The sequence below is a fragment of the Flavobacterium salmonis genome, from assembly GCF_903819435.1.
Taxonomy (GTDB): domain Bacteria; phylum Bacteroidota; class Bacteroidia; order Flavobacteriales; family Flavobacteriaceae; genus Flavobacterium; species Flavobacterium chungangense.
On sequence record NZ_CAIJDP010000062.1, the window covers coordinates 1 to 22,115 of the forward strand.

14 protein-coding genes are annotated in these 22,115 nt (G+C 32.1%); 12 read left to right on the forward strand and 2 right to left on the reverse strand.

Annotated elements, in window-relative coordinates; all coding sequences use genetic code 11:
* The first annotated feature begins 698 nt into the window (after positions 1-698).
* A complete protein-coding gene (locus FLACHUCJ7_RS07400; protein ID WP_180908455.1) occupies positions 699-3,812 on the forward strand; it encodes a DUF7507 domain-containing protein in 3,114 nt (1,037 codons plus the stop codon).
* 189 nt (positions 3,813-4,001) lie between these two features.
* Positions 4,002-7,844 (forward strand): calcium-binding protein, encoded by a 3,843-nt coding sequence (locus tag FLACHUCJ7_RS07405; protein WP_180908456.1) that lies wholly within the window; start codon positions 4,002-4,004, stop codon positions 7,842-7,844.
* Here the strand turns inward: FLACHUCJ7_RS07405 and FLACHUCJ7_RS07410 are convergent.
* Entirely contained in the window at positions 7,825-8,706 is an 882-nt protein-coding gene (locus FLACHUCJ7_RS07410; protein ID WP_180908457.1) for a cupin-like domain-containing protein, read from the reverse strand. The genes FLACHUCJ7_RS07405 and FLACHUCJ7_RS07410 overlap by 20 nt on opposite strands.
* A 461-nt stretch (positions 8,707-9,167) precedes the next feature.
* Between FLACHUCJ7_RS07410 and FLACHUCJ7_RS07415 the strand changes: the two genes are divergently transcribed.
* The 8 genes from FLACHUCJ7_RS07415 to FLACHUCJ7_RS07450 all read left to right on the forward strand — a co-directional run bounded on the left by FLACHUCJ7_RS07415 (position 9,168) and on the right by FLACHUCJ7_RS07450 (position 17,393).
* Positions 9,168-10,970 (forward strand): type VI secretion system Vgr family protein, encoded by a 1,803-nt coding sequence (locus FLACHUCJ7_RS07415; protein WP_180908458.1) that lies wholly within the window; start codon positions 9,168-9,170, stop codon positions 10,968-10,970.
* A 2-nt stretch (positions 10,971-10,972) separates the two neighbouring features.
* Positions 10,973-12,880 (forward strand): hypothetical protein, encoded by a 1,908-nt coding sequence (locus tag FLACHUCJ7_RS07420; RefSeq protein ID WP_180908459.1) that lies wholly within the window; start codon positions 10,973-10,975, stop codon positions 12,878-12,880.
* Positions 12,881-12,892: 12 nt separating this feature from the next.
* A complete protein-coding gene (locus FLACHUCJ7_RS07425) occupies positions 12,893-13,651 on the forward strand; it encodes a toxin-antitoxin system YwqK family antitoxin (RefSeq protein ID WP_180908460.1) in 759 nt (252 codons plus the stop codon).
* A gap of 223 nt (positions 13,652-13,874) precedes the next feature.
* Positions 13,875-14,066: a hypothetical protein gene (locus tag FLACHUCJ7_RS07430; RefSeq protein ID WP_180908461.1), complete on the forward strand. Its 192-nt coding sequence runs from the start codon at positions 13,875-13,877 to the stop codon at positions 14,064-14,066.
* Positions 14,063-14,653 carry a toxin-antitoxin system YwqK family antitoxin gene (locus tag FLACHUCJ7_RS07435; RefSeq protein WP_180908462.1) on the forward strand — a complete coding sequence of 197 codons (591 nt, stop codon included), beginning with the start codon at positions 14,063-14,065 and terminating at the stop codon, positions 14,651-14,653. The genes FLACHUCJ7_RS07430 and FLACHUCJ7_RS07435 overlap by 4 nt, the downstream gene beginning before the upstream one ends.
* 144 nt (positions 14,654-14,797) lie before the next feature.
* Positions 14,798-15,544, forward strand: a complete 747-nt coding sequence (locus tag FLACHUCJ7_RS07440) for a toxin-antitoxin system YwqK family antitoxin (protein ID WP_180908463.1) — start codon at positions 14,798-14,800, stop codon at positions 15,542-15,544.
* Positions 15,545-15,643: 99 nt separating this feature from the next.
* Positions 15,644-16,576 (forward strand): hypothetical protein, encoded by a 933-nt coding sequence (locus FLACHUCJ7_RS07445; protein ID WP_219634072.1) that lies wholly within the window; start codon positions 15,644-15,646, stop codon positions 16,574-16,576.
* 73 nt (positions 16,577-16,649) lie between these two features.
* The gene (locus FLACHUCJ7_RS07450; RefSeq protein ID WP_219634074.1) at positions 16,650-17,393 is read left to right on the forward strand and encodes a toxin-antitoxin system YwqK family antitoxin; all 744 of its coding nucleotides are present in this window, start codon (positions 16,650-16,652) and stop codon (positions 17,391-17,393) included.
* A 45-nt stretch (positions 17,394-17,438) separates the two neighbouring features.
* Here FLACHUCJ7_RS07450 and FLACHUCJ7_RS07455 read toward each other — a convergent pair whose 3' ends face one another.
* On the reverse strand, positions 17,439-19,826 hold the full coding sequence (locus FLACHUCJ7_RS07455) for an outer membrane beta-barrel family protein (protein WP_180908466.1): 2,388 nt from the start codon (positions 19,824-19,826) through the stop codon (positions 17,439-17,441).
* A gap of 237 nt (positions 19,827-20,063) precedes the next feature.
* On the opposite strand from FLACHUCJ7_RS07455, the gene FLACHUCJ7_RS07460 reads away from it, so the two are divergent.
* The gene (locus FLACHUCJ7_RS07460; protein WP_180908467.1) at positions 20,064-21,425 is read left to right on the forward strand and encodes a sensor histidine kinase; all 1,362 of its coding nucleotides are present in this window, start codon (positions 20,064-20,066) and stop codon (positions 21,423-21,425) included.
* Entirely contained in the window at positions 21,425-22,114 is a 690-nt protein-coding gene (locus FLACHUCJ7_RS07465) for a response regulator transcription factor (RefSeq protein ID WP_180908468.1), read from the forward strand. Before FLACHUCJ7_RS07460 ends, FLACHUCJ7_RS07465 begins: the two co-directional genes overlap by 1 nt.
* The last annotated feature ends 1 nt before the right edge of the window (position 22,115 follow it).

The following is a 22,115-nucleotide window of genomic DNA, read 5'->3' on the forward strand; positions in this document are numbered from 1 at the left end:
TAATCTGCAGTTGCTTATTGAGAATTTGCCATCTGCCCAACAGGTTTTATTGGTAAAGGTGGTTTTGGACAATGGTTACCAGACTACAAAAAAGGTAGTCTTTAATTAAGATAACAGGGTAATAAAATTAAAAATCCGATAGCGAAAGCTGTCGTATTTTTTTGATTCGTTCCTAAGAACCTGAGTTCGATTATTCAATAATTTGTTATTTATTAGATATTCTGCAAGGTTTTTTAACCTTGTAGGTATAAATACTGATGAAGATACCTACATGGTCTCCAAAAAGACCTTGCAGGAACATTAACTGATATAATTTATTTGTAAACAAATTTTGTGCTGTCTTAATCGAACTCAGGTTAAGAGTATTAATCCAAAACAAAGTTTATTAAGGTGCTTTTGCCAGATTACTAGACTTTTATAAGTATAAATGCGTTTTTACTTACAAATTTTTAATTCTCTAAGACTAGAGAAAAGTATTACATCGAGTATTTATGCCTTTAATCGGATTTGCTTTTTTTGAGGTAAAAAAAATACAACAGAACTGCTATTTTTGCCCATTATTATACTTAATCTCAAGAATGTAAGGTTGATTTTCTTATGTATTTAATAGATAAGAGTTGAAAAATTAATCTTTTAATTCAAAACGGAAAGAATAAATTAATTGCCCAACAACAAATTTAACTAAAATAACCTGCTACATGATTCAAAAATCACTTTTGATTCTGCGTCCTTTGTTATTAAAGACCGCTCTCTTGTTTTTTTTATTTATTACTTCTAAATGTTTAAGTCAGACTACAGTTAACCGAATTTATACTGATTGGAATGGATACTGGACCTCTAATGCTGCTACGGGAGTAAATAATCAGCCCAATACTGAAAACAATCTTCTGGCATTTCAATGGAACGGGAAAACGTATGCAACCGGTGCTAATAATGCGGCTTTAACAGCTCATTCTGTTGTTTTTGAAAACTCTCTTTTTAGAGCTTTAAAAATTCAGTCTTTAGAATATACCTCCGCGACTTATTTTTTGCAAGGTTCTATGATTGATGGCTCTTTAACAAACAGGGTTTTAACTCCTCCGCTTTCGGGTCCTGCCTCTGTTCCTGCCGAGCTGGCTTCAAGACTTACTGACGGTATTAATGGTCTCGCTTTAGGAACCGGAATTGCCAATATAAAAGCAGCTTCTGCTTCATTTAAAGTGGGTACAAATAATGTTTTATTGAGTGCTATTGGAGATAATATACCGGATATTATTGTTACTCAGGTGGCTCAGCCAAATTCAAATGTAGATAAATTTAGATTTGTAGACAGCAATGATGTTACGGTTGGAGTTCCCGTAAACGTTAACTTTGCTTCTATTTCGGTAATGGGAAGTTACCGATTAGATTTGTTTAATGCGAATAATGGAACACCTGCTTCTGGTTTTACTGCAAATGATGTCCGTGATATCAGAGTATTGGCTATTGACTTAACTTCTTTTGGTATTACATCAGCGAATGTTGGTCTGATTGATAAGTTTGTCGTTGATTTTTCGGGAGATTCAGATTGTGCTTTTATTGCGTTTAACAAAAATTCATTAAAAACAGCTGAAGTTTCTTTGGTAAAAAAAGCCTCTATGACAGGATGTGGTGTAGTGGGAAGTGTAATTCAGTATACTTTTGAAGTTACCAATACAGGAGAAGTTCCTTTAACAAACTTAAGTGTTACCGATCCGAAGATAGGAACAATATCAGGATCGCCAATAGCTTCTTTGGCTGTGGGTGCCACTGCTATTTTAACCGCAAATTATACAGTTACAGCGGCAGATGTTAGTTTAGGAAGAGTTATTAATACTGCAAAAGTTATTGCAATCGATCCATCATTAAATACAGTTGAAGATATCTCAGGTCAGACCAATGGTGATGATATCCCCACTTCTATTAATTTATTAAATCCACCTATCATTGGCACGGTAAAAAATATTACCTGTAATTCATTAGGAACTATTAATTTAAGTGATTTACCTTCTACAGGTAGCTGGACATTAGAGAGAAATCCCGGAGGTATTACTTCAACAGGTACAGGATCTACAACCACAGTATCTGGTTTGGCGATAGGAACGTATAGTTTTAGGGTAACGAATAGTACAGGATGTAAATCTCCTTCCACAGCTACTATTTCAATTTCAGGTCAGACTACAAATACGTGGGATGGAAGCACCTGGTCAACAGGCTCAGTACCGACTTTAGATCAAAATATTGTTTTTACCGGAAATTATCCTCCGGCTGTAGATCCTAATGTTGATTTAAATGGTTGTACTTGTCTGGTTTCGGGTAGCAGTACTAAAGTTACCATAAAATCAGGTCGTACTTTGACTGTTACAAATTGGGTAAATGTAGCTACTAATGAAAATTTAATTTTTGAAAACAATGCGAGTTTAATGCAAACGACCAATGCTGTGAATTCAGGAGCTATTGTTTACAAACGTACTTCATTTCCGATGAAGAATTTCGATGCTACTTATTGGTCATCACCTGTAGTTGGACAAACCTTGGTTGGTTTATCTCCTAACACTTTGTCAGATAAGTATATTGCCTATTACGACAGTGCCTGGAAAACAGAAGCCCGTACCAATGTAATGAAACCAGGAATTGGTTACGCTATCAGGGTTCCTAAACCTAATTATTGGCCTATACCAACGGCTCCTACTTATGCCCAGCCTGTTGAGTTTAAAGGAGTACCTAATAATGGGAATATTACCAGCAGTCAGGCTGTTACAGCAGGGAAATATTACCTGATCGGAAACCCATATCCTTCAGCACTTGATGCAAGGGAGTTTTTATATTCTAATGCCAATAACAATGCAGTTTTAAACGGGACTATCTACTTTTGGACACATAATACGGGTATTTCACCAAGTGGAGGCAAATATGTATACAGTTCAAATGATTATGCTTCGTTTAATGCAACAGGAGGTACTGCTACCACAGGTGCGAACAATGCCATCCCTTCTGGTTACATAGCAGCGGGACAATCGTTTATGGCAAGTGCAAAAGCAAATGGAACTGTTCAGTTTGATAATTCAATGCGAGTTGGGGGAGCTGATAATGCACAATTCTTCAAACCCGGTAAAAGTTCAAAATCAACAGGCTTCGAGAGCCACCGTTTGTGGCTTAATATGACCAATTCAGGCGGAGCTTTTAAACAAACCCTGATAGGCTATGTTGAGGGTGCAACCAATAGTTATGATGTTAATTTTGATGGAGAGACTTTTGATGGCAATACGTATATCGATTTCTACAGTGTCAATACAACCAATAAGCTGACTATCCAGGGCCGTGCCTTGCCCTTTACCAATACAGATTTGGTTCCTTTAGGATATCGCTCTACCATTGCGGGGGACTTTACCATTTCAATTGATAAGGCCGATGGCAATTTAGCATCCCAAAGGGTTTACCTTGAAGATAAGCAAACCGGTACGATAAACGAATTAACGGCAGGTAATTATGTCTTTACCACAAAAGCAGGAACCTTCAATGATCGGTTTGTATTGCGTTATAGTGCCAATACACTGGGTACGGGTGATTTTGAAGTGGCAGATGATGCAGTTTGGGTTAAGATTGCCAACAAAACCGTTAGTGTAAATTCAACATCAGAAAACATAGATAAGGTATTTATCTATGATCTTTCAGGCAAACAATTGTATGTGAAAAAGGATGTAAATAATCTGCAGTTGCTTATTGAGAATTTGCCATCTGCCCAACAGGTTTTATTGGTAAAGGTGGTTTTGGACAATGGTTACCAGACTACAAAAAAGGTAGTCTTTAATTAAGATAACAGGGTAATAAAATTAAAAAATCCGATAGCGAAAGTTATCGGATTTTTTTGGTTTTGAAAGAAAGTTTGATCATGTACATAAATCACTAAATGTGGGTATTGTGGCAAGTTAAGGATAAATATAAATTGCGTGTAAATTCTTATTAATTGTAAAAAAATATCATCTAACTAAATTGTTTTTATTTTGAAATTAAAATTACATTATCTGCCTATAATTCTATTCTTCTTTTTATTAAATAATAGTAATGCCCAACAGGGAAAATTAGATACAACGTTTAACAGTTATGATAATGGCACCAATGGAGATGGGTTTGATAATGCCATAAGAACCACATCTATGCAAACGGATGGCAATTTAATTGTAGGAGGTGATTTTTTAAATTTTAATGGAAAACCACTTTCTTATTTGACACGATTAAAAACAGACGGGTCTGTAGATACCGATTTTGACACAGGTTCGGGCTTTAATGGGAAAATATATTCATCTTATATTCAGTCTGATGGAAAAATCATTATTGGAGGGAATTTTACCAGTTATAATGGAGAAAATGCAGGTAGATTGATTCGTTTAAATAGTGACGGCTCTCACGATACTACTTTTAATACATCATTAGGCGCAAGTTCAGGTATAATAAATCAGATTGTAACACAGTCAGATGGGAAAATTATTATTGTTGGAAGTTTTACAAAATATAATGGCATTACAGTAAACAGGATTGCCCGAATTTTGCCTGATGGAAATTTAGATGCCGGATTTTTAACCGGTTCCGGAGCTCCTTCAAATATCAATTGTGTTGAAATCCAGTCAGATGGTAAAATTATTTTAGCAGGCAATTTTATTAAGTTTAATGGTGTTGATGTGAACCGAATTACCCGTTTAAATCCTGATGGAAGTACAGATATTACTTTTAATGTTGGAAGTGGTTTTGATAACGATATTCATGCAATGTCTTTGCAGCCGAATGGTAAAATTATTCTGGGTGGAGAATTTACAGGTTATAATGGAAACACAGCAAACAGAATTATCCGATTACATCCGGATGGAACTCCAGATACGACTTTTTTGTCAGGAACAGGTTTGAATAATGGTATTGTATATGTTATAAAAACTGATACTTCAGGAAATATAATGTTGGGAGGTTCTTTTACAGATTTATATAATGGATTAGATGTAAACAGATTAATGCTCTTAAATCCTGACGGAATCATTAAACCTGATTTTGATATAGGCAATGGTCCAGGTTCTGCATCGGTATACAGTTTGGCTAATTCTTCTGAAGGAGGGTGGTATATCGGTGGTTCATTTTCAGTTTTTGATTCTCAAAATCAGGGTAAGTTAGCTAAAATTGATGCAAATGGAATCCATGACATTAGTTATTTATCGGCAGGAGTTGGGTTTGATAATTCCGTTTTAAAAGTATTGCCATTATCAGATAACAGAACAATGGTTTTTGGTAATTTTTCCAGATTTAATGGTGTTCCTTCTTCAAGAATTGCCCGCATTCTGCCAGATGGAAATTTGGATATTACCTTTAATTCTGCTCAGACAAATGCTAATAATAGTATAAAAACAGCAGCACAGCAATCAGATGGCAAAATAATCATTGGCGGAAATTTTACAAGTTACAACAGTACAACATCCAACCGTATTGCCCGCATTTTACCTGATGGAAGTTTAGACAACAGTTTTGTTTCCGGGATTGGTTTCAATGGTCAGGTAGTATCAGTAGCAATTCAATCAGATCAAAAAATATTGGTAGCAGGAAATTTTACGAAATACAACGGTGTTACATTTGGCCGGGTCGTAAGACTTATGCCGAACGGAACAATTGATGGTAGCTTTAATACTGTTGTTGGTGCAAATGGAGCTATTGACATAATATTAGTTCAGCCTGACGGAAAAATTATCTTAGGAGGAAGATTTGATATGTTTAACGGAACAGGATATTCCAGATTAGTACGATTAAATACTGATGGAAGTATAGACAGTAGTTTTTCTGTAGGTGCCGGATTCGATAAAAATGTATATGCACTTAATCTCCAATCTGACGGTAAAATTATTGTGGGCGGCTCTTTCTTAAACTATAATGGTGTTTCAAAAAGACGAATCCTGCGACTCAATTCAAACGGAACGTTAGACACAACTTTTGATTCAGGAACTGGTTTTAGTAATGGTGATGTGCGAAGTATTTTGATACAGTCCGATGACAGAATTTTAGCAGGAGGAGCTTTTTCTGGAAATTATAACGGAATAGCTTCTTTACGCTTATTACGTTTATCTTCAAATGGTATTTATGACTCTTCATTTTCAGTAAGTCTTAATAGTACCTTATATACAATGGAAATTACCGCAGATAACAAACTGATAATAGGAGGGAACTTTAATTCGGTTTCAGGAGTTGCCAAACATCGGGTTGCTCGTTTAAAATTGTGCACTGATAGTTCAAGATGGAATGGTTCCTGGTCTAATGGATCTCCATCTGAGGGAAAAGAACTAGTTTTTGAAGAAGATTATTTGTTTTCAGCTTCGGTAAATGCATGTAGTTGCAGTATCAATTCGGCTAAGACAGTGACAATTTCAAGCGGAAAAACTTTGGGATTGAGTTTCAATTATTCAGGAAACGGAATTTTAGTTTTAGAAGATACTGCTTCGTTGTATCAATCAGATGATGAAATGGTTAATACAGGAATTATTCATCTTAAGCGAAAAACGACTCCTATTCGAAAATTTGATTACACTTGTTGGTCTTCTCCTGTTGAAAATCATAGATTGATAGATGTTTCTCCGGATACATTATCAGATAAATTTTTCTCTTTTGATGCTATTTTAAGAAAATGGGCAGGAGAAGTTCCGACAAACATAATGACAGTTGGCAAAGGGTATATTATTCGGGGACCACAAAATTTCTCTTCTACAGTTCCTGAAAAATATGAAGCTATTTTTAAAGGCATACCGGTCAACGGAAAAATTACAATTCCGCTTGGCACTCCCGGTAACTCAAATTTAATTGGCAATCCATATCCTTCTGCAATTAATGCAGATTCTTTTTTAATAGATAATGCAGAAAATATAGAAGGATCACTTTATTTCTGGACGCACAATACAGCGCTTACCAATAATAAATACAATACAAACGATTATGCGGTTTATAATTTATTGGGAGGTGTAGGGACAAGATCTTCGGTATCTTCGGGACAAAATGAAACTGAACCGGACGGTAAAATTGCTTCGGGACAATCTTTTTTTGTAACAGGCTTAGTTGAGGGAGAAAAAGTGAAATTTGATGATAACATGCGAATCATAGAACAAAATTCCTCTTTTTTTAAACCGGCTAAAACTATTGAAAAAAAGAAAATAATAGAAAAAAACAGAATCTGGCTCAATCTGACCAGTGAAGAAAATTTTTTTAAACAGCTTTTAGTCGGTTATATTGAGGGTGCTACCAATAGTTATGATTTGTTTTTTGACGGAGAGTCTTTGGATGAAAATAGATATATTAATTTTTATAGCTATAACGAAGGTAAAAATTGGGTTATTCAGGGCAGACAATTTCCTTTTCATTCAGATGAAGTTACTTTGGGGTACAAAACAGAAATCAATGGAAATTTTACAATAAGTATTGATCATTTAGATGAAAGTTTTATTGGGCAATCAGTTTATCTGGAAGATAAAGAAAAAAAGATTCTGCATAATTTAAATGATGGATCCTATAGCTTTTCAACAGACAAAGGAATTTTTAATAGTCGTTTTGTTTTAAAATTTTCAGATAACACATTGCAGACCAAGGAATTTTCGATAAATAAAAAAGGTCTCGTTATTTACCAAAAGAAGGGACAATTAGTTATAGAATCAGAAGGCTCAAATATTCAAAAAATTGAAGCTTTTGATATTTTGGGGAAATTGATTTTAGAGCAAAACACCAATCAAAATTCCATAATAATTTCTAATCTGAAGCCCAAAAATCAGATTCTGATTTTTAAAATTAAAACTGAAAATAAGCTGGAAACTAAAAAGATAATCTATTAATTTCATTACGCAAATTTTTATTTGTGTTTTGAATTGCTTTTTCATTTTTATAATCTATCCATTTTTGACCTTTGAATTTTCGCATCAAAATATCAAAATGGCGCATGATCAAAACATTGTAAGCCGCTTTTGATAAATGGGTAATGTTTTTAGGAAATGAGCGTAAACTCATAGAAAATCCTGGAGTTAAATATTTCATATAGTGCCAGTAACCTTCCGGCATATATAACATTTGACCATGTTTTAGATTTGTAATGTAACCTTCGGCATTTTTCAAAGCGGGAAATTTATCATAATCCGGATTGTCAAAATCAATGTCTTCTCTCGAAATTAAAGCGTGAGGAACTTTATACATGTATTTTGACTGATCCGGAGGAAAAATCATGCACTGCTTTTCTCCATGAAAATGGAAATGCAGGATGTTAGAGTAATCAATGTCATAATGCATAAACACTTTAGAGTTTTCTCCGCCAAAAAACACCATAGGCAATTGTTTAACTAATTTTAGTCCAATATCAGGCCATAAAAAGTCATTTTTCAGAGCAGGTACATCTTTCATTAAGTTGTAAAGAAAAATTCGATAATTGGTAGGTTTTTCTTCCAGAAGATTAATGTAGTCACTCATTTTCATTGTGGTATGAGCTTCGTTAAATCCTTCTTCGTGATTAACGGGTCTGTCATCATACAAGGGTACGGTTTTGTAACCCGCTATTTCTTTAATATAGGACAATTTCCATTTATGGTAAGCAGGCCAGTCTTCTGTCAGTTCTTCAACAACAACCGGAATTTGTTTTTTTACATATTGGGAAATAAAATCAGATTTTGATATTTTCTTAACCCTTTCGATTTGTTTTAGTTTCATGTCTTATAAAAATTGTGTCTGACACTTGGCCAGACAGCAATTTAGAAATAGTATTGTACCTGAATTAACTCAATTGCTTAAATTTTTAACTTAATCGAAACTTAAAGATTTAATAAATTAATCCTGTTGGATGAAATTAAAAAATTGGCAATCTGAGCAGAGTCGAAGTCTTTTAAGCCAAAAGCCTTTGACGAAGTTTATTCTGAATAAAGTCTAATTGTTTTAGGATGAAACAATTACTTGAATTATTAAATGATGTTTACTGCCAATTTTACAAATCGGATCTGTTTTTTCATCAAATCAATTTTTATCAATTTCACTAATGAGTAAAGCTGAATGTTTCTGGTTGTAGAGTTCTGTAATAAAAAAGTTACACGGTTTTCTAAGCATGCGTTGTTTAAGTAATTTAAAATTCTATTTTTACAAAAAAATCTTACTTAATAATTAATGTAAAAATAGTTATGGGACATTTTTCAGAACAGGTACATATCAGCATAGGGAGCTTTACCCAAAATGTTGTTTATCATAATTTAGAACTGTCACAAAAGATGGCAGATCATCATCATTTTTCTTTTGTATGGCAGTATACAGGCAAGGCGATCATAAATCCCGCAGATCAGGCAAAGGCATTGCGAACGTATCTTGGAGATGAAGTTATCTTTACCTTTAAAAGTCTTACCGGAATCCGGTTGATGAGCAAAGGAATCATAACAGAACTCTCCTCTGTAGATCTTCACGGAAGCGCTGAAGGTTTACATGTAAAAGGTATTAGCCATACTATCGTTCTGGATGATATGAAAAAATCAAGGACCTACCAGCAAAGAGGTATGAATGATATTGTACTGGATATTTTAGCAGAAGGTCCGGGAGAGTTTTACGAAAGAGATGCTATAAAATCGACCTATCTTCAGGAATTCAAATATATGGCACAGTACAATGAAACCAATTTTGATTTCTTAAAAAGATTGGCCAGTCGTTACGGGCAATGGTTTTATTTTGACGGAATGCGAATGCAGTTCGGACAAACCAAAACCAGTAAAATAAAACTCATCAACGGATCTTCGCTGCATGGTTTTAAAATCCAGACCAATATGGCTTCCCATAAAATTTCTTTGGGAGGGTATGATTACAATGGTGCATCCAATATTCGTAATTCGGCAGCAAGAACATCCTCAGGAAGTAAAGACAGTTTCTCTGCCGTTGTAGGACATAACCAGGGAACCGTTACCCAAAACGATTTGAATAATGGAGCTTATACCACGAATGCCCAAAACAGTGAAGAAATCGAAGAAATGGTCAAACTGCAAACAGCAGGAAGTGACGCCAATAGTGTGTATTACAGTGGAACCTCTTATTTTCCGTTAGGACTTGGACAGGTTTTCAGCATCGTAAACCAGACTGTAGAACACGAACTGATTGTGACAGAGGTAACACACATCTCTCAGGTCCACGGAAATTACTCCTGTAATTTCAAGGCCATTCCGGCAGATGTTGCCGCACCACATTTTACAGACGTAAATGTATTTGCGAAAGCCGAAACACAGCCAGCCAAAGTAAAAGACAATAATGATCCGGAAGGATTAGGACGTGTAAAAGTACAGTTCAACTGGGCAGGCGGAAACAATTCAAGCGAGTGGCTACGAATGATACAGCCACATTCAGGCTCAGGGAAAGGATTTTATTTTATTCCTGAAATTGGTGAAGAGGTTTTAGTAGGTTTTGAAGGGAGCAATGCACAGAATCCGTATGTTTTAGGAACACAATACAATGGAAGCCAATCCAGCGGTTATGCGGATGGTCAAAATAATGTTAAGGCGATTCATACCCGCTCGGGAATCAAATTTATTTTGAACGATGGTGAAGGAAGTATTTTGATTGAAGATCCGAGTGGTAATACCTGGAAGATGGATGGTCAGGGAAATATTGATGTGAATGCGCCAAAAACTTTTTCTGTGAATGCTGCAGATATTAATTTGTCAGCAAGTAAAAATATTAGTGTGAACGCCGGAATGAATATTTCTGAAAGTGCCGGAGGTGATAAATCTACCACTGTAGGTCTGATGCATACACTATCCATTGGAGTTGATTATATGGTAAATGTGACCGGTAAATTATTTGAAAATGTGATCGGAGAAAGAAAATCTCAATCTAAAAAAATTATAAATAACCACGAAAGCCACGAAATGAATATTGAGAAAAATAAAAATGTCCATACAGAAGGTGAGTTCAAAATCAATTCAACTGAAAAATCTAACATGTTTTAATTATGACCATCTACAGATCATCAGGCAAGAATACAGAAATTTGCGAGGAATATGTACTGTACACCAGAAACTATGTCGAAAATGTAGGCGGGAAATCGACTATTACAGCTAAGGGAGGTACAACTTTTGGTGATAAACCAGAAACTGCAAAACCTTTAGAGATAACAAATCTATATGTAAAAGTAAGATTAAATGACAATTACAATGGAGAATTCGGTTTTGATTGGGTCGATGTAGATCCAGAAACCAAACAGATAGAGAAAATACAAGGCGTACTTTTTTCAGAGGTAGAATATTTCTATAAAAAAGATCCAGCTAATCCAGATTTAGGAGATATTGTTGCAACAAGTACAGATCCGATAGGAGCAAAACATGCTATTCAGGATCATTATAATTTCAATCCTGTAAGTAAGCATATAGATATTCCTTATGTTTTAATTAAATGTGACCAGGAAATAACATTGAGTGCCGAAATCATCCTTTGGCAAGGCGAAATAAAAGATGATGTAATTACGATAACCGGTGATGAATTTTATGAATTTGAAATCATTGGCGGAGAGAAAGAAGGTAAGACTGCCAAGATAAAAGTAACTAAGGCAGGAAAGATTGATTTCAAAGTAAAATGTTTAGAAGAAGGAACAGAAAAAAAATATGAATTTAAACATAGCAATCCAATCACAGGTTCTAACTCCGTGGGAGGTTTAACAATGATGGAAAACAACGAACTGAAATTGAAATTCAGAGTAATTGCTTTAGTTTCATCAGATGGTAACCAAAATGAAAAAGCGAAGACTTTGTTTAAAAAATTTAAGGATGCAGGAATTAAAGATTACCTTAACAAAAACTCACTAAACCAAGCAGGTTACAAAGTAGAGATTGAGAATTTTGATGCTATGGATAGCGCTGATTTAGATGATTATTTTTACGCTTTTGATAAAACAGATTGGACAAAAAAAGAGCTATTTAAAGACCATCATGTTAAAACCAAAAAACATATCCTAATTTCATACACACCTGATGGAAAAGAAATTAGGACGGAAACCGATAAAGAAGAAGTAAAAGGTGTAGTAAGTGAAGGAACAATTGATTATAAGACAGTTGCTTTTTATAATGAAAAATTGAAGTTAAAATCTAAAAGTTATAAGGGAGGGATTATCATTTTATCTGAGTATGAATCTCCTTCTGAAACTGGAGCTTTTAGTAGAACATCTCCCCTAAATCATTCTATTTTATTTATCTATTCAAATTCTGTTGAAAAAAAAGAAGATTATGCACACGAAATAGGACATATGCTTGGATTACCACACATTTTCTATAATCAAAAAGAAAAAAATGCGTTTAAGAATGCTAAAGAAAGTATTTTAGGTAATGGTGAATTAGAATTTATTTTTCAAAATTCTGTAAAAGTAAAAAACCCAAATTATAAATCAGGTATTAATAAAGATATTAGCGATGCAAATAATTACAACTATTATGATATGAATATTTTTAATTCTGATAAGAACACATTAACAAAATATCTAAATAATTTTATTAATGTATATCAAGTAAAATTGAATACTCTTAATTATTCAGAATTAAGTAAAAAAAATATTCAAAAACATATACTAGAAAATAAAAATGCGTTAAAAATTATAGAAAACATTACAGATATTAGTTATAGAGAATACAATTTAACATGTCATTTTTTAACAACTGATTTCATTCTTCATTTGAAAAGATACAAAATGTATCTTACGGATATAATAGAACAAATTAAATCAAATTATTTGACTTTTAAACAAGGAAGTACTAACAACATAATGGATTACGATAATACAAAATTATACTATTTGCATAATCAAATAAAAACATTGAGAGATGACTCTAAAAATTATGTATCGGATATTTTGTCTACGAAAACCATTTAAAAATAATAAATAATGAAAAAAGCAATAATTTATACAGTCTTATTCTTACTTCTTATTTCTTGTCATTTATTTAAAAAGGGGGTTGAAGAAGCGCCAAGGGTAGGTCAAGGAATGGGACTTACTGAGACATCTAATGACACCTATGTATTTGAAGATTTTCCTAATGAAAATCTTGAGTCGGGAGTAAATTATGTTGAAGAAAATTTTATAGGACGTACCGTATATCCAAGATATGGAAGAGTATATAGCAGTGAGGAAGGTAATTTCAAAGAAGGGAAATGGTTAAGCGGGTACGCTGGATTTGATAAAAAAGGGAATGTATATGCAAAAGGGGGGATTAATAAAGAAGAATATTTTAAACAAGGACTACGAGATAGTGTTTTTAGATTATTTGATTCAAATCAAAAAGTTATTTATGAAACCACATTCAAAATGGGGACAGGTTTATGGAAAGAATTTCATTATAATGGTAAACTTTATTTTGAAGCATACACTAGAGATGGCTATTTTACAGATACATTAAAGTTATACAATCCGAAGGGAGAGTTAACACAAAAAAGGTTATATCAAAAAGATACTCTAATTTATATTATAGATTCCATTCGGTGTTTGAAATTTAGATATAAACCAAATAAAGCAAAATATCTTGAAATTGATACTTTTAAACCTATTGCTTTAAAACAGGGCGAATTTATTGGTACCATAGACTTTAAAACTAAACAGGAATATGAAAATGATCTTTATACAAAATATACTTTAAAAAATCTTTAAATGAAATTATTGTTCATATATCTAGTTTCTACTGTTAGGGAAAAGAAAAACCAACTAAACATAATAGATTACTTTAAGACGAAGCTATCAAAAATGATATGATAGATAAAATGAAAATTCATGATATACAAAGAAAGCAAAAATTACTCAATTAGAAAGTTCAAAGAAGCCTTTTAAAAATTATGAAGATTCATATTCAATTACTTTTTCTGATGAAAGCAAGATGACAAAAAAAGAATATTTTGAATTATTAGATAAGAGGATTGAAGAAGGAAATATAGCTTTAAATGAAAATAAAATAGCTATCTCAGAACTTGAAAATAGAATAGGTGATGATATTAAAAATTATATGTCAATACTATGTGAGTTTTGCAATCCAAATACAAGTAAAAAATCAATCTCAGAAAAGAAATGAAAAAGAATATTTTTATATCAATTATCATCTTATGTTTTATTTCCTGCATATGCAAAAAAGAAATTTCAGTTAAAAAAAGAGATAATCCAGCTCCTATTTATTGTGATTTATGTTCATATAAATATAAAGACTTTCCAAATGATTACGATCAAATGGATGGGAAATATGAAGAAAATTTTAAAGATGGAGGTATGCGTTATGGTAACATTGTTAGCGGCTTCAAAGAAGGCAAGTGGTTGAGTGGTGATGCTGATTTTGATACAAATGGGAATGTGTATGCTAAAGGACTTATCTGGCGTGAAGAATATTTCAAAAAAGGATTGCGTGATAGTATTTTTAAACAATATGATGGAAGTGGAAAAGTAATTTATGAAACAACTTTTAAAATGGGAACAGGGCTTTGGAAAGAGTTTCATATTAATGGTGAAATTTATTTTGAAGCGTATACCAAAGACGGTTATTTTACTGATACCTTAAAGTTGTATAATGAAAAAGGAGTGTTAATGGAAAAACAACTGTATAAAAAAGATTCTCTAATATTTAAAGAAAATATGATTCATGATTATTTTCCCACTGATAATAAATGAAATTTATACAAATGACAGTTATACAAAAAGGATTCTCCTGTATCTCATACAAGTTTCGTAATTACTTTATAAAGATGATGAGGGATGATTCTAAAAACTTTATTGAAGAATTGTGCAAATGTGCAGTACCTAAAAAAAAATGAAATGAATAATAAAAGTTATGTAATTATATTTTTGGTATTAGCATCTTGTAGTTTTTTTAAAAAAAGAACGACTTCAACAGAAATATTTGAAGAGATAAAATGCTTAACTATCAGTAATAATATTAATAATTTTTTATACAATGATTTTCCAGATAGAGATAGAAATAATGGAGGATGTGATATAAAAGACGATTTTGTAGATGGTTATTGTGATAGATTTGGTACTATTTCAAATGAAGGATATAAAGATGGTTTTTTTGTAACAGGTATACACCATTATGATACTATAAAAAATATAAAAGTTTTTGATCGAATATTTAAAGAAGAATACTTCAAGCATGGCCTAAGAGATAGTATTTTTAAACAATATGATATAAATGGTAAAATAATTTATGAAACAATGTTTAAAATGGGAACTGGTTTATGGAAAGAGTTTCATGCTAACGGTAAAACTTATTTTGAGGCGTATACACAAGACGGTTATTTTACAGATACTTTAAAATTATATAATAGAGAAGGTGTAAATTTTGAAAAGCGATTTTATCAAAAAGATACATTAGTTTACTATGTAGGAAACGATAATTGGTGTTTAAAATACAGATATAAACCTGATAATGATACTTATTTAGAAGTTGATTCCTATAATCAAAAGGATTTAAAGCAAGGGACTTTTAGAAATACATTTCGTTACAAAACCAAAGAAGAATTTGAAGACGATTACTTTGCAAGAAATACGTTAAAAAGATAAGATAGAAGTCTAAAATTTTTATTTGTTGATAATTTATTCAACTTATACTTTAGATAAAAAAAATCTAAGCCTTTAACTTTAAAATAATGAGAAATGATAATGAAAATAATAAATAAACTGTTTTTAATACTGCTTATCAGCACTCATGTCGCTGTGTTTTCTCAAGGCACTATTCCGTTATTTAAACTGTCGATGAATAGTGATGTCATTGTAGAGAGTTCAGATTTCAGCTCTATTGAAAAGCCTCATACAGAATATTATAGTGAGAATACAATTGTATTTAAGTCCATTAATCATATATTAAAGAATCATTATAATGACAAAATTATAAATCAAAGTTATAAACTCAACACAAAAGGCGAAGATTATTATGATCTAAATGAGGGGGGATGTATAGCAAATGCTTACAATTTAGATCCTCATACCAAATATTATAATATTTATTTTATAAAAAAAATAGAAAAAACATATTATATTATAGGGCAATTGAGGGATGTTACTCAAAATTGTTTTTTATTTATTTCAGAAAATATTAAAAAACTAAATGAAATTGAAAAGATAAAAAATGATAATAAAAAATATGTCAAAACAGTAGACTGGTATATAGAATTGATGAATAATGATTGCCAATATAAAATAGAAAATATTTTTACTGTAGGGTTTATCAATTATTACAAGTCCAAAGGTGTGATTAAAGAAGAAATAATATTGCAGGAAAATCAGAAAATAAAAGCAAAAGAATCTTTTTTGCAGGGGAATGAAAATTTATACGAATTAATAAAAAAAGATTTCCCTGAAGAAACAGACCAATATTACTTATCTCAATTGTATAAAATAAAGAATATAGCGGATAAGTCCTATTCTGATTATTATGATTTTCAAAGCAAAGCAAATATTTTTTTAGAGCAAAAAGAAGATCTTAAAATAAAATTCATAAATGAAACCTTGACTTCTGACTTGGCGGATTATACAAAAAATGATGCAATAGATCTTATTTTAGAGTTTATAGAAACAAACATTAAAAAGAAATAATGTAATATAGAAGTTTGTAATGTTACGAAGATACTCCTTTAAAATAACCCTTATACCTTTTGTATTAATTTTTGTGATATGTATTTCATGTACAACTGTCAATTTTCCAAAACATCCTCAGTGGCTTTGTAGTAAGAAATATGCTTGTTTAAAGCATCCTAGATTTGAAGAACCAATTAAAAGTGAATTTGTTGGATTTTATGATAGTTCCATAAATGATAAAGTGTATGAAGATTTTCCTTATGAAGATACAACTTTTGATAATGTAGAATACAGAAATTCCATTAGAGAAGGAAAAATTATTAATGGTTTCAAAGAAGGTCTTTGGCAATCGGCAATTGTTAAATATGATACTATTACAAAAACGAAAGAAGTAGAAAGATTATTTACAAAGGAATACTTCAAGCATGGCCTAAGAGATAGTATTTTTAAACAATATGATATAAATGGTAAAATAATTTATGAAACAATGTTTAAAATGGGAACTGGTTTATGGAAAGAGTTTCATGCTAACGGTAAAACTTATTTTGAGGCGTATACACAAGACGGTTATTTTACAGATACTTTAAAATTATATAATAGAGAAGGTGTAAATTTTGAAAAGCGATTTTATCAAAAAGATACATTAGTTTACTATGTAGGAAACGATAATTGGTGTTTAAAATACAGATATAAACCTGATAATGATACTTATTTAGAAGTTGATTCCTATAATCAAAAGGATTTAAAGCAAGGGACTTTTAGAAATACATTTCGTTACAAAACCAAAGAAGAATTTGAAGACGATTACTTTGCAAGAAATACGTTAAAAAGATAAGGTAGAAGTCTAAAATTTTTATTTATATATAGAAATTGTCTTAAACTATAGTCTTTTTTGCTCTTCTGTTTGTTCTTTGTTTTTTTCGCTCAGTTTTTGATTTCCAATATTATATTTAAAACCTATTCTAAAATTTTGACTATCACTGTAATCAGTAAAATAATTATACTGATTTGCATATTTAGTAGTAACTGTTTGCTTCTCTCCGCGATAAACATCTGAAAAAATCGCAAAAAGCTCCCATTTGTCCTGAAATACCTTTTTTCGAAATGCAAAGTCTAAACTGGTAGATTGGCTAATGGTAAAAGTGCCCTGTACAGATTGGGAGTTGTAATAAAAATTGGCTTCGGCAGTAAAATCTTTTTTCTTGTTGAATGTAAATCGGTTATTAGTACTTCCGTTATACTGCAAACGTTTGTTTTGATACAATTTTTCATCAACTCCTAAAAAAGTATCCTGAGTATAATTGATACCGGTTTGAATTCCGGATTCCCACCAGTCAAAGAAAACCAGATTAGCATTGAATTCTAATCCTAAAGCAGTATTTTTTTCGATGTTGGTAAGATGATAGACAACCGTAGTCGTTTCATAATCCTGATATGAGATTTCCATTGAAGGATTTTTTTCGTGTCTGTAATACAAATCAAAATTGTATTTGTCTTTTAAAGTATAAGTCAAATCCAAATTATGAATGATGGTGGGTTGCAGTTTTGGATCCCCAACAAAATACGAATAGGAATTGTAATAAGATCGAAATGGGTTCATCCAGCTGTATTGCGGACGGCTAATTCGTTTTCCGTACGAAAATCCGATTTGATGATTTTCATTGGCTTTGTAAAGTGCATAAAAAGTGGGGAAAAATTTAAAATATTTTTGCTGGTTTATTTCAGTCACCGTAACCGAATTTCCTTTTAGCTGAGTATACTCTCCTCTTAATCCGGCTTTCAGCGTCCATTTTTCTATTTCCTTGTTATAACTTGTATAACCTGCAAAAATGGTTTCATCATATAAAAACTGGTTAGTTCTGGCTGTGTTTTCAATTAATTCGCCATTAATTTCATCTTTAAAAATAAGCTGGCTGTCTGCTTTTACTTTTCCAAATTTTATTCCCGTCTCAATTCCGTTGTCGTCATTGGCATAATCTGATTGTGCTGAAAATAGCTGAATTTTTTGCGTGTTGTCACTCACAAATCGCGTCTGTCGGTAAGGAGCACTGTCGGGTAATAAAAATGAAGAGAAAATATCCTGATTTTCATTGTAGTAGTAATGCGTATAATCTGAAGAAAAAAAAAGTTTCTCTTTCTCCTTAAATTTATGATCGTAAGAGAAATTGTAATCATTATTTTGTGATGTTTTTTTTCTGTTGTTTTGAGTCACATACAGAGAATCCAGATTTCTGTTACGATCATAAATATAAGTTGGGACATTATAAAAACCATGAACATTTGGAGTCATAGAACCAGTGACCCCAAAAGAGATTGTATTTGAACTGTTTATTTCATATTCTGAATCCAGACGAAATGAATTTTGTGATGCCGATTTGCTTTTTCTTCTCATGATGCTTTCCCAAATTGAGTTGGTTTCGCCTGAATTATCCAAATAATGAATAAAATCTTCTCCTTCTCTTACATAAGTACCGGAGCCAAAAGTATAACGTCCCGACAATGAAAGTTTTTCTCCTTTGTAAATATGGCTTGTAGAAATATTTGCTTTTGCATAAATAGATTGTGTGTAAGAACCGCTCATCGTTCCTTTATAACCTAATTTTACATTTTTTTTCAACCTGATATTTAAAACTACTGCCCCTTGTGCCTCATATTTAGCAGGGGGATTTGTAATCACTTCAATTGATTTGACATCTTCACCGTTTGTGTTTTCTAAAAATTGCTTTAATTCATCACCCGTTAAATAGACTTTTTTGTCATTAATAGTGACCAGAATACTGTTGCTTCCACGAACAGTCAGATTGCCGTTGCTCATGGTAGTCACGCTTGGTGTTTTGCCCAGTATTTCCCAGGCATTATTAGTAGAAAGTGAAGAGTTTTCTACAGTAAATTCTATTCGGTCGATTTTTCTTTTTAGAATTGGTTTTGATGTTGTGATGGTAACATCATTTAGTATTTCCACATTTTGCTCCAGTGTAATCGGGGAGAGTTGGAGATCTGACTGTACATCAATATTGAGATATTTTTCAGAATATCCATAAGAGCTGATTTTCAAAATGTATTTTTCTTTTTCAACATTTATTATTTCAAAAAAACCTTTTTCATCTGTTTGAGTACTTTTATAAAATACAGAATCTTTTTGTTTTAATAGAGACACAGAGTTAAATTCTACGGGATTATTCTTAGAGTCCAAAATCGTTCCTGAAATTTTGTGCTGACCAATTCCGATAAGTGGAAGTAATACGATTAAAAAAATATAATGTTTCATGGTGTGATGATTTGTTAGGAGCAAATCTCTGAAACCTCTCTGGAGTATTGGGTTAATAGAGGGTTAATGATGGGTTAACGGGTTTTGTGTTATTTAGTTTCGAAAAAATGAAATAAGCTGAGCTTCCTATTTTTAAGACATTCATTTCAGCATTCGGTTAATAAAGGGTTAATCGGTTGTTTACTAAAAGCCGTAAAGAATTATTAAGGTAAATTTGTTTTTGTTAATTGTTACATCATGCAAAACAAAAAGAAAATTGCGTATTTAATCGGGGCATGTATTTTTACGGTAATCGCATTGGCGGCTATTCAGGGTTATTTTATATACAATACTTATAAACTAACCGAAAGGGAAGTAAACACCAAAATCAGAAAGCAAATAACCGAGTTGGAAGACCATCCTGAATTCGATGCCATAAAAGACAGCTGGATGGAGCAAACCGGGAAATTATCCGAAGGATATGTTTATAAAAAAATAGCAAAAAAAGAATATTTAAGACTTATTCAGAAGAATCAGGATTCGCTCTCCGATGCTATGAAAAGATATATGGAAAAGTCTAAAAAACCGGAAGATTTTGAAATTGGTTACAGCGATTATTTAACGTCTCTGGTCATTATAAACAACAATAAAACGGATTCGGTTTACAATGGCAAATTGTTGATTTTTGATAACAAAGTAAAAAGTAACAATGAAATTTCTTCTTCAACCGGAAAGTGGCAAAATACTAATGAATCAGAATCTGATAATCCGGGTTCTGTAAAAAGTAAATATGTGCTATCGTTAAAAACAGAACAATATTACAGTTTTGCAAGCTGGCAAAAAACGATTTTGGGTCAAATGGCAGGGTTGTTATTGTTTTCTGTGGTCTTAATGTTTTTTGTCGTGTACTTGTATTATCTCTCCATTAAAAATTTAATTAACCAAAAACGGATTGCCGATATAAAAACAGATTTTGTAAACAATATTACACATGAATTTCAGACTCCTTTGGCAACAATGGATATTGCAATCAAAACATTACAGCGAAAGGAAAATCAAATGTCGAAAGAAGAATATGAAACAACTTTATCGTTATTGGAAAGACAGAACAACAGGCTTCAGAAATTGTTTCAGCAGGTTGCGAATGTTTCAGTTAATCCAGTCGCTGACAGAAGTTCTTCCATCGAAATAAGTTGTAAGGAAATTAAAGAAATAATAGACGATTTCAGACTTTCTAAACCTGATATTTTAATTGCATACCAGCCGAGCATGGAAAGCATCACTTTAAAAATAGACCGTTTTCATCTCAATACAATTTTGATTAATCTCTTGGATAATGCTGTAAAATATGGTGCTACGCAAATTGATATTGAAATGAACAGTATTGATAATACATTTTTACTCGGTATAAAAGACAACGGAAAAGGGATCTCTCCAAAAGAACATATTGCCATTTTTGATAAGTTTTACAGAGTCGAAAAAGGAAATCTTCACAATACCAAAGGCCTTGGTTTGGGATTGTTTTATGTAAAACAATTAGTGGAAGCATATCGTGGAAATGTAAAAGTAATAAGTGAAGAAAATAAAGGTGCTTTGTTTTTAATATCAATTCCGTTATAATGAAACATATTTTATTAGTAGAAGATGATTTTGATTATGCTTCAATTTTGAAACAGTATCTGGAATTTTCAGGATTTAAAGTATCCTGGAAAAAGAACGGTAAAGAAGCTTTGGAATCTCTTCCCGGAACGAAGCCTGATATTTGTATTTTGGATGTAATGATGCCGCAAATGGATGGTTTTACTTTAGCAGAAAAGATAGTGGACCAATTTCCGGATACGCCTTTTGTTTTTTTAACGGCAAAATCATTGAAGGAGGACAAAATCAAAGGGTTGAAATTGGGAGCGGATGATTATATCGTAAAACCTTTTGAAGTAGAAGAATTAATTTTGAGAATAGGTAATATTTTAAAACGTTCTCAGAAAAATGAAGAAAAAGTTGTTTTACAACAGACCTTCACAATTGGTAGTTACACCTTTGATTATGAAAACTACTTACTCAAACACCAGACAATCACACATCGGATTACTGAAAAAGAAGCACAATTGATCATTTTTTTACATGCGAACCGAAATAAACTTATTAAAAGGGAAGAAATTTTAAGGGAAATCTGGGGTAACGAAGATTTCTTTTCAGGCAGAAGCATGGATGTTTTTATCAGCAGGTTACGGAAATATTTTAGAGAAGATTCGACTATAAGTATTTCTAGTGTAAGAGGCCTGGGTTTTGAGTTTAAGATTAACAATTAAA